Origin of the sequence: Sphingopyxis chilensis (genome assembly GCF_035930445.1) — a bacterium.
GTDB lineage: Bacteria > Pseudomonadota > Alphaproteobacteria > Sphingomonadales > Sphingomonadaceae > Sphingopyxis > Sphingopyxis chilensis.
Genome location: NZ_CP142394.1, coordinates 884,291 through 897,834 on the forward strand (window position 1 = coordinate 884,291; position 13,544 = coordinate 897,834).

Here is a 13,544-nt window from a genome sequence, read left to right on the forward strand (position 1 = left end):
CTATTGCGACACAGTTATATTGCAGACGAATATAGAATTGCGGAAACGGAATAGGTCGCCCGTCCAACTCGACTATGATGCTTAATCAGCCATAACTTACACCCACAAGATCCCGCAGATCGACAGCGTATCGCGAGTCGAAAGCCGTGCCGTAAAGTGAGCGGTGCGCGCGGGTTTATTGCAGGGAGGTAAACATGGTCACCTATATCCGCAGCGATCTCGAATTCATTCTGGACCAGATCAAGATCGCCGAAGCGCATGCTGCTGGCCAACCGCTTTACGGGCCGGGCGGACTTGTTCCGGCGTACAATCTTTCTTTCGGATTGCGCACGGTCGATGGCAGCAACAACCATCTGCTCCCTGGCCAGGAACAATGGGGCGCGGCCAACGTGCCGTTTCCCACGCTGCTGGATCCGGTGTACCGCCCTGCCGACGGGACGTCTTTTGACCCCGACGGGCCGGGTCCGGCTCCGGCGATGCCGACGCAGGCGGACTATAGTCCGTCGAACGACCCGAACTCGCTCGTCTTCGATGCCAGCCTGCGGACGATCTCCAACCTGCTGGTCGACCAGACGCTGGGCAATCCGGCAGCCATTCTCGAGGGGCTGGCCCGGGCGGGCAGCGCCGATCCGCTGCTTGACCTGCCGGCGATCACGGCGATCTATCAAACCTTCAAACCGGCCTCCGACGCCGAATATCAGGCGCGTGTCGTGATGCAGAACGCGCAGACGGCTGCGACCCTGGTCGACGATGGTTTGCCTGGTGAAACAGCGGCGGAAACCGCCGCGCTCGCTGCGCTCGCCGCTGCAACGGCGGCGCACGACGTGACCGTTACCGACCTCGATGCCGCGCGCGTGGTGCGCGACGCCGCGCTTGAGCCTTACGGCCTCGCGATGGACGGCGACAATGTCCATCTACCCAATATTTCGCCCGACGGCGGCCTGTCGGCCTCCTTCAACTCGTGGTTCACCCTGTTCGGGCAGTTCTTCGATCATGGGCTCGACCTCATCAACAAGGGTGGCAGCGGCACCGTCTTCATTCCGCTGGAACCCGACGATCCGCTCTATGTTCCGGGCAGCCAGACCAACTTCATGGTGCTGACCCGCGCCACGGTTTCCGCCGGCACCGACGGCATCATGGGAACCGCCGATGATGTGCGGCCGATCAACACGACGACTTCCTACGTCGATCAGAACCAGACTTATGCGTCGCACGCGTCGCATCAGGTTTTCCTGCGCCAATATACGCTGAACGCCGATGGACATCCGGTCGCGACCGGCAAGCTGATCGAGGGCGCCGGCGGCTCGCCCGGCGGCATGGCGACCTGGGGTGAAGTCAAGGAACAGGCGCTGATGCTCGGCATCCTGCTGACCGACCAGGACGTGGGCAAGGTGCCGCTGTTGCGGACCGACGCCTATGGCAACTTCATTCCGAACGCCGCGGGCTATGCGCAGGTTATCACCGGCATCGGCATCGACGGAATTCCGAACACGGCCGACGACGTCGTGATTTCGGGAACGCCGTTGGCGCCTGTAAGCCTGGATACCGCGATCCGCACCAACAGCGCGTTCCTCGCCGACATCGCCCACACCGCGGTACCGAACGGCATCGAAGACGGCGACATCACGATCGGGCTGCTGAACCCCGGCAACAACCCGCTGGTTTATGACGACGAGCTGCTCGACGCCCACTTCATGGCGGGCGATGGGCGTGTGAACGAGAATATCGGTCTGACCGCGGTGCACCATGTGTTCCATGCCGAACATAACCGGCTCGTCGAACATACCAAGGAGGTGACGCTTGCCGATGCGGCGCAAATGCTCGCCGACGGCGCGACGCAGGCCGAAGCGGTGGCGTTCCTCAACGAATGGCTGGTCGACGATGTCGCCTCGGTTCCTGTCGGCGCGGCGGCGATCGACGCGCTGGTGTGGGACGGCGAACGCCTGTTCCAGGCCGCGAAATTCGGCACCGAGATGCAGTATCAGCACCTCGTGTTCGAGGAATTCGCGCGCAAGATCCAGCCGCAGGTCGATCCGTTTGTCGTCCCCGACGGCTTCGACACGACGATCAATCCGGACATCGTCGCCGAATTCGCGCATGTCGTATACCGGTTCGGCCACTCGATGCTGACCGAAGACATCGACCGGTTCGGTCCGACCTTCGTGTCCAACGACATCAGCCTGATCGAAGGCTTCCTCAATCCCACGGCTTTCAACGGGGTTGACGGCGCCATCGAAGACGGGCTGGCGGCGGGTGACATCATCCGCGGCATGACCCGTCAGGTCGGCAACGAGATCGACGAATTCGTTACCAGCGCGCTGCGCAACAACCTGTTGGGCCTGCCGCTCGACCTCGCGACGATCAACCTCGCGCGTGGCCGCGACACCGGCGTCCCATCGCTGAATGCGGCACGCCGCGAATTCTATGAGGCGACCAACAATGACGCGCGGCTGAAACCCTATGAGAGCTGGGTCGATTTTGCCGGCAATCTCAAGAATGAGGCGTCGATCATCAACTTCATCGCGGCTTATGGCCTGCATCCCCTGATCGTCAATGAAACGACGGTGGAAGGGAAGCGTAACGCGGCGATGGAAATCATCTTCGGTACCGATCTCGGCGTCGGCGCCGCCGGTGTGCCTGCGGATGCCGCGGATTTCCTCAATGGGGAAGGTGCCTGGGCGAGCGGCCCGGGTGGCGTCACCACGACCGGGCTCGACAATGTCGATCTCTGGATCGGCGGCCTCGCCGAGAAGATACTGCCCTTCGGCGGCATGCTCGGTTCGACCTTCAACTTCGTTTTCGAAGTGCAGATGGAGCAGCTCCAGAACGGCGACCGCTTCTATTATCTGCAACGCCTCGACGGCTTGCACCTGTTCGGAGAGATGGAGGCGAACAGCTTCGCCGCGATGATCATGCGCCATACCGACGCGACTCATCTGCCGTCGGACGTCTTCTCGACCCCGGGACTGATCCTCGAGGTCGATCCGACGCGGCAGTTCAATGATCTGGACGGCGATGGCGATCTTGAAAGCGCGGATCCGAGCGGCGGCGGCATCCTGACCCCGCTCGTCGTCCGCAACAACCCGGGGACCGCAGGCCCGGACACCAATTATCTGCGCTATACCGGCGATGAACATGTCGTTCTGGGCGGTACCGAGGGCGCGGATATCATCATCGCCAGCGAAGGCGACGATACAATCTTCGGCGACGGCGGCAACGACACGCTCGAAGGCGGTGCGGGGAACGACATCATCAATGCCGGGGCGGGGGACGATGTCGTCCGCGACCTTGGCGGCGACGACAACATCAAGCTCGGCGACGGCCATGACGTGCTCAATACCGGTCCGGGCCTCGACTTGGTGCTGGGTGGTCGCGGCCAGGATTTTATCGTCCTTGGCACCGATGCGGGTTCGGAAGTCTTTGCGGGTGAAGGCAATGACTTCATCCTGGGCAACCTGACCGCCGAGCGCATCCTCGGCAACGAAGGCGACGACTGGATCGAGCATGGCACGTTCGACGGCGCGCCGGGCGACAATTTCGATGAGATTTTCGCGCAGGACGGCGTGGTCGGCCATGACGTCTTCTTCGGCCTTGGCGGTTTCGACGAGTTCATCGCCGAAGGCGGCGACGATATCATGGTTGGGAGTCCCGGGCGCGGCAAGATGGCCGGCATGTCCGGATGGGACTGGGCGATCTACAAGGACAATAGTTCGGGCGTCGATGCCGACCTGACGCGCGGGATCGTATTCGACGAGAATCCCACGCCGCCGATCAATGCGACGCAGGACGCCTTTGAAAGCGTCGAAGGGCTCTCGGGTTCGCGGTTCAACGACATTCTGGCGGGCTCCGACGTCACCGCGGCCGAACGCGCGCCGTTCGATCCCGACCCGGCCCTCAGCGGATCGGAAGGCTATCGGGGGAGCAACCTCGACGCCGCCGGCATCGCCCGGGTCGCCGGGCTCCAGGCCGTGGTTGGTGCGGGCGTCACGTCCTACAACGCCGGCGACATCATTCTCGGCGGCGACGGCAGCGACCTTATCCGGGGTAACGCCGGGGATGATATCATCGATGGCGACAAATGGCTGAACGTTCGGATCAGCGTTCGCGAGAACATTGGCCCCGATGGCGGGACCGGCGCGGAAATCGCGACCGCCGACAGCATGTCGCAGCTGGTGACGCGGATGTTCAACCGGACGTTCAATCCGGGACAGCTGGTCATCGTCCGAGAAATCCTGACCGACACCACGGCGGGCGACACGGATATTGCCGTGTTCTCCGACGTCCGAGCCAATTACGACATCATCTACAATGCCAATGGCACGATCAGCGTGGCGCATGCGCGCGGTACGCAGCTCGATGGCACCGACAATTTGCGCAACATCGAACGTATGCGCTTCTCGGACATCGAAATCGGCGTCAATCAGCCGGCAACCGGCCAGCCGGTGATCAGCGACCTGACGCCGAGAGAAGCGCTGCAACTGACCGTCAACACGGCGGCGATTGCCGATGCAAACGGGCTCGGCGCCTTCGGCTACCAATGGCAGCAGTCGATCGACGGCGTGACATGGGGTAATATTGCCGGAGCAACCGCGGCGACGTTCACCCCGGACGATAATCCCGGCCTTGTTTTCGGCGATCAGGCCGGCCTCCGGCTGCGCGTCGCGGTAACCTTTACCGACGGCGGCGGTACGGTCGAACAGGTCGTATCCGACGCCACGGGGCCGACCGGCGTGAATTGGGCCGGCAACGGGGGCAATAATACGCTCAACGGCACGGCCGGCGATGATTCCGGTAGTGGCGGAGGCGGTAACGATACGATGTCGGGGAACGCCGGCGTCGATGTGTTGAACGGCGGCGCTGACAATGACACGCTGTCGGGCGGCCTCGGCAACGACACGCTCCGCGGCGATGCGGGGAATGACCTGATGACGGGGGGTGCCGGCAACGATAGCGTCTACGGCAATGCCGGCACCGATACGGCGATATTCGTCGGCGGGATCGCGAACTTCGGAATCGACTCCAACGGCACAACGATCGTCGTCACCGACAATACAGGCGCCGAGGGCGTTGACTCGGTGCTCTCTACTGAAGTGCTTCGGTTCAACGGCGTCAATTACACCGTCGTGACCGGAACCGTCGGCAACAACAATAATCTGAACGGCGCGGCCGGCGCTGCGGGCTCGCAGGCGGTGTTCGGACTGGGCGGTGCCGATACGATCAACGGTGGGGGTGGAAACGACTATCTCCATGGCGGCGCCGGAGCCGATACCGTGACGCAGACCGGAAGCACCGGCGGCCGGGATATTGTCGATGGCGGGGCCGGAACGGACACCTATGTCCTGAATGGCGCTGCCGGAGCGGAGACTTTCCGCATCTATGCCAAGGCGGCAGCCGAGGCGGCGGGCATGACAGGCCTCAACGCGAACACGGAAATCGTCATCACGCGCAACGGCACGTCGAATGCGCAGATCGTGGCCGAACTCGACAATATCGAAGAAATCAACGTCAACGCGCTCAACGTGTCGTCGCCGGGAGGAATCCCCCCTGGCGGTGGGGGTGCGAACGGCGGCGATTCGATCCTCGTCATCGGCGATTTCAATCCCACCAGCCTCAACTTCAATACGATTACCGTCAACGGCGGACGAGGCGCGGACACCGTCGATATATCCGGATTGAACTCCGACCATCGGCTCGTGTTCAATACCGGCGGTGGTGCGGATCGGTTTATCGGCGATGCCCGGCCGCAGGATGTGGTCAATGCCGGCAATGGCGGTGGCGGCGGGTTCGCTCCGCGGCAAGAAGGCCCCTTCCAGCTAATCCGGACGCTGCTCGACGACTGGATGGATCATGGCCGAGCGGGTCTCCGCAACCATTTCGACGCGGACTATCCGTTTGCATAAAGATCTTGGCGCCGGGACCTCCCCCCCGGCCCGGCGCCACTTTTTTCGATAATCAGGGAGGATTTACATGCGCCTGTTCTGGATGCGCGTTCCACCAGCATTGTCCGAAGCCGTCCGCGCCTGTCGGACTCACTTCATCCTCGCGGCAACATTCAGTGCGCTGATCAACATCCTGTATCTCGCACCCACCATCTACATGATGCAGGTCTATGACCGGGTTGTGCCGACCAACGGTGTGTTGACGCTGATCGTCATCACCGTCGTCGTGGGCGTCGCGATCGCAACGTTGTCGATGCTCGATGCGGTCCGCGTGCGACTGATGACGCGCGCGTCGCTGCGCCTCGACCGGCTGCTTTCCGGCGAGATACTGGACCGGCTGCTCGCTCGATCCCGCGCGCTGCCCGGTGCGCCTTCGACCCAACAGGCGATGCGTGAGTTCGACTTGCTGCGTCAGTCGCTTGCGGGACCGGCCGCGACCGCGCTGTTCGACGTCCCGTGGACGCCCTTGTATTTTCTGGTCGCGTTCCTCATTCACCCGATTTTGGGGTTGCTGGTGTTCGCTGCGGGCAGCTTGCTGGTCACGCTTGCGATCGTCAACGAAAGGCGCAGCAAGGCAAAGGCCGAAGAAGCGCATCAGGCCAGTGCCGCGGCCTATGAATCGCATGAGGCGATGTTACGCAAGGCCGAGATCGTGCGGGCGCTCGGGATGCGGCGTGCGCTGGTCTCCCGTCATATCCAGCAACGCAGCGTCGGCCTGAATGCCGTCGCCGATCTCCAGTTTTCGGGCAGCCGATACAATTCGCTCGTCAAATTCGTACGGATGTTCATGCAATCCTTCGCATTGGGGGTTGGCGCCTGGCTCGCCATCAATGGGCAAATTTCGGTCGGCGCGATCATCGCCGCCTCGGTGTTGCTCAGCCGCGCCCTGCAGCCGATCGAACAGCTCGTCGGTCTCTGGCCGAGCATCGTCCAGTCGCGCCAGGCCGTTCAGACGCTCGGCAGGCTGTTCGAGCAAGCGACCGGCCCGGTCGCGCGCACCACCTTGCCCGATCCGCAGGGGCAAGTGGAACTCCAGGGGGTTGTCGTTCGCAACGCCGACGGCAGCGCGGTCCTGCTCAAGAATATATCGCTGAAACTCGCACCCGGAGAGGTGCTGGGGGTCGTCGGCCCGTCGGGAGCAGGCAAGACGACGCTGGCGCGCGTCGTTGCGGGCGCTCTCCCGCCCGACCTCGGCGAGATCAGGGTCGATGGCGCCAGCATGGCCGACTGGGATTCCGAACAGCTCGCGCAGCATATCGGCTATCTCCCGCAGGATTGCGGACTGCTGCCCGGAACGATCAGCGAAAATGTCTCCCGCTTCGCCATCGCGCGTGGTGTTCCGCAGGCAGTCGTCGACGAGCAGGTCATGAACGCCGCGCGCATGGCGGGAGTCCACGAGATGATCCTGCATCTCCCCGGCGGTTACGACACCTTTATCGAAGGCCATGGCCACAGGCTGTCGGCAGGACAGGCGCAGCGCGTCGCGCTTGCGCGCGCGCTATATGGCAACCCGCGCATCCTGGTGCTTGACGAGCCCAACTCGGCGCTCGACAGCGATGGCGAGGATGCCCTGTCGAGGGCCATTGGTGCCGCGAAGCTGGATGGCGCGGCGATCATGATCGTCGCCCATCGTGCGGCGGTGCTGGCGAGTGCCGACAAGCTGGCGATCCTCGCCGACGGTGCGATCGTGGGGACGGGGCCACGCGACGAAATCCTCCAGGCTTTGAAGCATTCGGCGGCGAAGCAGAATGTCGTTCCCATCCATGAAGGAGCGCGGCCATGACCGACATGAGCTGGAAGCCGCCGGCCGGGGGCGATCGCCCTTCGGATAATGATGCCGCCGACCGTCCGCATCGCGAAATGCGGATCGGCCTGATCGTCATCGCCTTCTTCTTTGTGGGCCTGCTGGGATGGGCGTCGCTGACCCCTCTCGATGCCGGCGCCTATGCGCCCGGCGTGGTTGCGGTATCGGGCAGTCGGCAGGCGGTTCAGCACCGCGAAGGCGGTATTGTCACCGAACTCCATATTGTCGAGGGGCAAACGGTCACAAAGGGGGAGCCGCTGCTGACAATCTCGGCATCGGAGCTGGTGGCCGCCGAACGGGGATTGACGGGCGAAGTCATCGCGCTGCTGGCGCAGCGCGCGCGTCTGGTCGCCGAACTCGGCGGATTGCAAGGTATCGCCGAACCGGCGGAATTCGCATCGCTGGCGCCCGAGAATCGGGCCCTGGCGGCCGAAGCCTTGCGAGGTCAGCGCCAGCTTTTCGAAGCGCGGCGTAATTCCGTGCAGACACAACGCAACGTATTGCGCCAGCGGATGCGCCAGCATTCGGAGCAGATCAACGGCTACAGCTACCAGATGAATTCCAACAAGGTCCAACAACAGCTGATCGGCGAAGAGCTGGACGGGCTGCGCACCCTGCTTCCGAAAGGCTTTGTATCGATCAACCGGGTCCGCGGCATGGAACGCTCCGCTGCGGAGCTCGACGGTTCCTACGGCGCGTACCGCGCCGACATCGCAAGATCCTCCGAAGCGATCGGCGAGGCGCAGATGCAGATGGTCGGTATCGACAAGCAGATGCTCGAGGAGGTGGCCACGGCCAAGCAGGCCGGGCAGGTTCGTCTCGACGAGTTGCAGCCCAAGCTGATCGCCGTGCGCGAACAGCTTGCCCGCTCGACCGTGCGTGCTCCGGCGAGCGGGCGGGTGGTCGGGCTCAAGATCTTCACGGTCGGCGGCGTCGTTTCGGCAGGTGACATGCTGATGGAGATCGTTCCGCAAGACAGGGCCCTGGTCATCGACGGCAAGGCCTCGCCAACCGATGCCGACGATCTCGCGCCGGGGATGGAAACCCAGATCCGCTTTACCGCGCTCCAGGAGCGCAACCTGCCGATCCTTTTCGGCCAGATTTCCAAAATTTCGGCCGACAGCTTCGAGGATGAGCGCTCGGGCATCCGATATTTCAAGATCGAACTGATTGTGCCGCCCAGCGAGTTGGCGAAACTCCGGCGCGTTCGACGGGACGGCGGGCTTCGCGCCGGCCTGCCGGTCGATATAATGATCCCGTTGCGAAAGCGGACGGCGCTCTCTTACCTCATTGAACCGCTTACCCAAACGCTTTGGATGGCGGGGCGGGAAAATTAAAGCGCGGACATCCCGAGAGTGAGTGCTCTGAAGTGTCGCGCGATGTCCCCTCTCTTTTTCGGCCGCCAAAAACCGCCTGTCCGCCAACGGCCAGGAGTGATCAGCCGTGACCGGACTCCGGTATGCGCCGTCGCTGCGCGGCGCATTCGTCTGCCAGAAAATCGAGCAGGGCTCGCACCGAGGGGAGCAAACCGCGCCGCGACGGAAATACGGCATGGACGATTTCGTTCGAAGGCCTCCAATCGGGCAGCACCGTTACCAGCCGTCCCGCTTGCACATCGTCCCAGACCACCAGGGTCGGCAGCCGCGCGACCCCGGCGCCGGCGAGGGAAGCCTCGCGCAGCGCCGCCATATCGTCGGTGATGAGCCGCGGCCTGTGGCGCACCTCGGCAACGCTGCCGTCGGCATGGGTTAGGCGCCAGCGGTGTTCGCCGCCCGCCGGTCCGAAGTCGAGGCTGGGAACGTCGGTGAGATCGGCGGGAAGCGTGACCGCGCGCTGCTTGAGCAGATGGGGGCTGGCGACGATACGGATCGTGCGCTCGTCGAAGCGACGCATGACAAGGTCGCTCTCGGCGAGCGGCGGCGGGCGGACGCGGATCGCGAGGTCGAACCCTTCGCCGATGACATCGATGCGGCGGTTGGTGCTTTCGACATGGAGTTCGACGTCCGGATGGAGTGCCATGAAGCGTCCGAACAGGGCTCCGAACTGGAAAGCAAGGAGGCCGGTGGGGCAACTAAGACGGACGACACCACATGGCTCGGCGCGGGACTGATCGATGACGGCCTGCGCGCCTTCGGCCTCGACGAGCATGGCAACGCAGTGGCGATAATATTCCTGACCGATTTCGGTCACCGAAAAACGCCGCGTCGAACGCTGGATCAGCCGCACCCCCAACCTGTCTTCGAGCAGGCCGATCCGGCGGCTGACCTTCGATTTCTGCAACCCCAGCGCGCGCGCCGCCGCGGCGAAGCCGCCATGATCGACCGCCCGGACAAAGAGATAGAGGTCGTTGAGATCCTGCATTGTCCTATCAGTAGGACTCTGAGTCCAATTTCGCAATCTTTTGGCGAGATTGCCAAAGAATTATTGTGCATTTCAACAGGCGTCCTCCCTCTGGGGGCGCAGGAGATGCACGATGAAGACGATCCTTGGCACTTACAGCAATCCCAATCAGCATTGGGTCGGCGACGGCTTTCCGGTCCGCTCGCTCTTTTCCTACAACAGCCTCGGCGGGCAGGTGAGCCCCTTCCTGCTGCTCGACTATGCTGGCCCCTACAACTTCGCGCCGACCACCGACCGCCGCGGCGTCGGCCAGCATCCGCATCGTGGGTTCGAGACGGTGACGATCGTCTATGACGGCGAGGTCGAGCATAAGGATTCTACGGGTAACGGCGGTATCATCGGCCCTGGCGACGTCCAGTGGATGACCGCAGCGGGCGGGATATTGCACGAGGAATATCATTCGCCGGCGTTCGCCAAGACCGGAGGCCCGTTCCGCATGGTCCAGCTCTGGGTCAACCTGCCCGCGAAGGACAAGATGGCGCCCGGCGGATATCAGGGGATCACCGCGGCGGACATCCCGACCGTCGAGCTCCCCGATGGCGCGGGTCTGGCCCGGGTGATCGCGGGCGACATGCTCGGTGCGAAGGGCCCGGCGCGGACCTTCACGCCGATCAACGTCTGGGACGTGCGCCTCAACCGCGATGCCGACGTGACGCTCGACCTGCCCGAAGGCCATACCGCGATGCTGGTGGTGCTCGGCGGCCATGTCACCGTGGGCGGCAGCGAGGGCGCGCGCGAGGCCGAGATGGTGCTGCTGAGCCGTGAGGGCGGATCGATCGACATCCGCGCCGACGGCGACGCGACGATCCTCGTGCTGACCGGTGAACCGATCGACGAGCCGATCATCGGCCATGGGCCCTTCGTGATGAACAGCGAGGCGGAAATCCGCCAGGCGATCGACGATTATAACAACGGCAGGCTCGCACCGATCGCGGCCTGACGCGGACCCGGCTCCCTATCCCCCGCCCCCCGGGGGCCGGGTTCTCCGCTCTCCCTTTCCCGATCAGCGGCGGCCGGCGCGCCCGCCGCGACGGCAGGCGACTGCCGAGCTTTTGCGCGTGTCCGAAGACAGGAGAAGACTTATGACAAGCGAAGCCATCCGCGACCCGAAGGCCGATCATCTGCTCACCCCGCAGAATGCGGCCTTCATCATCATCGACTATCAACCGGTGCAGGTGAACTCGATCGCCTCGATGGACCGGCAATTGTTGCTCAACAATATCACGGGCTGCGCGAAGGCGGCGGTCGCCTATGGCCTGCCGATCGTCCATTCGACGGTGAATGTCGAAACCGGCCTCAACAAGCCGCCGGTGCCACCGGTCCGCAAGGCGCTCGCCGACTATCCGACCTATGATCGGACGACGATCAACAGCTGGGAAGATGTCGAGTTCCGGAAAGCGGTCGAGGCGACCGGGCGCAAGAAGCTGATCATGACCGCGCTGTGGACCGAGGCGTGCCTGACCTTTCCGGCGCTCGACGCGCTTGCCGAGGGCTATGAGGTCTATGTCCCGGTCGATGCGGTCGGCGGCACGTCGCTTGCCGCGCATGACGCGGCACTCCGCCGCATCGAACAGGCGGGCGGCAAGATGATTTCGGTCCCGCAGCTCTTCTGCGAACTGCAGCGCGACTGGAAGCGCAGCGATACCGTCCCGGCCTTCATGAACCTGTTCATCGAGACGGGCGGCACCGCCGGCATCCAGTTTTCATACGACAAGGCCGATTGAGCCCCAGCGGCCCGGCGGCGCGGCGATCGTCGCCCGCCGCCGGGTCCCTTGTGAAGGAGAAGACCCGTGACGACCCCCGCCAATTTTAACGGCCAGCGCCCTGTGATCGACCCCGATGACGCAGCGATGCTGCTGATCGATCACCAGAGCGGCCTGTTCCAGATCGTCGCCGACATGCCCTTTCCGGTATTGCGCAATCATGCGTCGGCGCTCGCGAAGATGGCGGCGCTCGCCAAGATCCCGGTGATCACGACCGCCTCTGTGCCTCAAGGTCCGAACGGCCCGCTGATCCCCGAGATCCACGAGAACGCGCCGCACGCCCAATATGTCGCGCGCAAGGGGGAGATCAACGCGTGGGATAATCCCGATTTCGTGGCGGCGGTGAAGGCGACTGGCCGAGGCACGCTGATCATCGCTGGTACGATTACGAGCGTGTGCATGGCCTTTCCGTCGATCAGCGCGGTGCAGGACGGCTACAAGGTTTTCGCGGTCGTCGACGCGTCGGGCACCTATTCGAAGATGGCACAGGAAATCACGCTCGCCCGGGTCGTTCAGGCCGGCGTCGTGCCGATGGACACCGCTGCCGTCGCTTCGGAAATCCAGAAGACATGGCACCGCGACGACGCCGAAGAGTGGGTCAAGGTCTATACGAAGATTTTCCCGCCTTATCTGCTGCTCATCGAAAGCTACACCAAGGCGCAGCAGGTCGCTTCCGATCATGAGGTGCTGGATTCCCAGCGCGGCTAGGCAATCTGAATTCGGTTCACTGAATGGCCGCTTCGTGGGTTTCAGCGTCTCGAAGCGGCCAGTCTACTGGCGGCGAAGTCAAGCCGACACGCGTACAGGGATCACGCAGATTCCGGAAAGTCTGAAATGAATTCGCAATCCGCCGCGTTGGCTAATTGGGAACGCATTGACCGCTTTTGCAGATGCTTTACCTATCCCAAAATTCGGCTTCAAAGGTTCGCGATGTCTTACGCCCATTCAACTCGAATGACCTTTACCAACATGCTTGGTACCCTCGATCACCTCGTCAGCAAGGCCATCGATGCCCGCATGACGGACGATGTGCTTGTTGAGAAGCTTACTGATGACATGTTTCCGCTCGAGTTGCAGTTCAGAGTCGCACTTAACCAGGTGCTTTTGGCGCTCAATCAGGTCGGTGGAAAATCAGTGCCACTCGAAGAAACTCCATATCGGTCACTTGCCGAAATACGCCAACGGATTTCGGTTGTTCGCGCACATGTCGATCACGCCGAGCCGACTGAATGGGCAGACGCCGAGGCGACTGTCGATCTAAAGCTGCCGAATGGTGTTCGCTTTTTGATGTCGTCGGAGGAAGACATTCGAGACTGGATAATGCCGAACTTTTACTTTCACGTGACGATGGCCTACGCCTTGCTCCGCAATGCGGGGCTAGCCATCGGCAAGATGGATTTCATACCACATATGGACCGTCATAAGGTGCCACCTGCGAAGTAGCAGCGCGTTGCCATGGCGCGTTATCGAGCCTCGCCCTTAGCTGGCTGGGAACGTCCGCTTCTCCCGCGTGCAACCCAAAAACTGCCGTTCCGTTGTCGGCCAGTTGAGCTGGGCGAGCGAACGACGGCTGGTTCCGAGCATCACCAATTTCGAGATTTGTTACGCCGTGGCAGCAACGCGGCTAACGTTGACACT

At 63.0% G+C, this 13,544-nt stretch carries 8 protein-coding genes; 7 read left to right on the forward strand and 1 reads right to left on the reverse strand.

All coding sequences use genetic code 11. The features are described from left to right. Nucleotides 1-194 precede the first annotated feature (194 nt). The 3 genes from VSX79_RS04030 (at nucleotide 195) to VSX79_RS04040 (ending at nucleotide 9,080) form a co-directional block, all read left to right on the forward strand. Nucleotides 195-5,900 carry a peroxidase family protein gene (locus VSX79_RS04030; RefSeq protein ID WP_326914492.1) on the forward strand — a complete coding sequence of 1,902 codons (5,706 nt, stop codon included), beginning with the start codon at nucleotides 195-197 and terminating at the stop codon, nucleotides 5,898-5,900. Between the two features lie 67 nt (nucleotides 5,901-5,967). Further along, nucleotides 5,968-7,722, forward strand: coding sequence for a type I secretion system permease/ATPase (locus VSX79_RS04035; protein ID WP_326914493.1), 1,755 nt, complete (start codon nucleotides 5,968-5,970; stop codon nucleotides 7,720-7,722). Next, nucleotides 7,719-9,080, forward strand: coding sequence for an HlyD family type I secretion periplasmic adaptor subunit (locus VSX79_RS04040; RefSeq protein WP_179499884.1), 1,362 nt, complete (start codon nucleotides 7,719-7,721; stop codon nucleotides 9,078-9,080). The genes VSX79_RS04035 and VSX79_RS04040 overlap by 4 nt, the downstream gene beginning before the upstream one ends. A 100-nt stretch (nucleotides 9,081-9,180) precedes the next feature. On the opposite strand, the gene VSX79_RS04045 is transcribed toward VSX79_RS04040, so the two are convergent. Further along, nucleotides 9,181-10,104 carry a LysR substrate-binding domain-containing protein gene (locus tag VSX79_RS04045; protein WP_326914494.1) on the reverse strand — a complete coding sequence of 308 codons (924 nt, stop codon included), beginning with the start codon at nucleotides 10,102-10,104 and terminating at the stop codon, nucleotides 9,181-9,183. Between the two features lie 112 nt (nucleotides 10,105-10,216). Here VSX79_RS04045 and VSX79_RS04050 point away from each other — a divergent pair, with 112 nt between their 5' ends. From VSX79_RS04050 to VSX79_RS04065, 4 genes are all read left to right on the forward strand, one after another. Further along, nucleotides 10,217-11,083, forward strand: coding sequence for a pirin family protein (locus VSX79_RS04050; protein WP_326914495.1), 867 nt, complete (start codon nucleotides 10,217-10,219; stop codon nucleotides 11,081-11,083). 142 nt (nucleotides 11,084-11,225) lie between these two features. Then, nucleotides 11,226-11,867, forward strand: a complete 642-nt coding sequence (locus VSX79_RS04055; protein ID WP_326914496.1) for a hydrolase — start codon at nucleotides 11,226-11,228, stop codon at nucleotides 11,865-11,867. 66 nt (nucleotides 11,868-11,933) lie between these two features. Then, entirely contained in the window at nucleotides 11,934-12,614 is a 681-nt protein-coding gene (locus VSX79_RS04060) for an isochorismatase family protein (RefSeq protein ID WP_326914497.1), read from the forward strand. A gap of 246 nt (nucleotides 12,615-12,860) precedes the next feature. After that, nucleotides 12,861-13,349: a DUF1993 family protein gene (locus VSX79_RS04065; RefSeq protein WP_326914498.1), complete on the forward strand. Its 489-nt coding sequence runs from the start codon at nucleotides 12,861-12,863 to the stop codon at nucleotides 13,347-13,349. Nucleotides 13,350-13,544 lie beyond the last annotated feature (195 nt).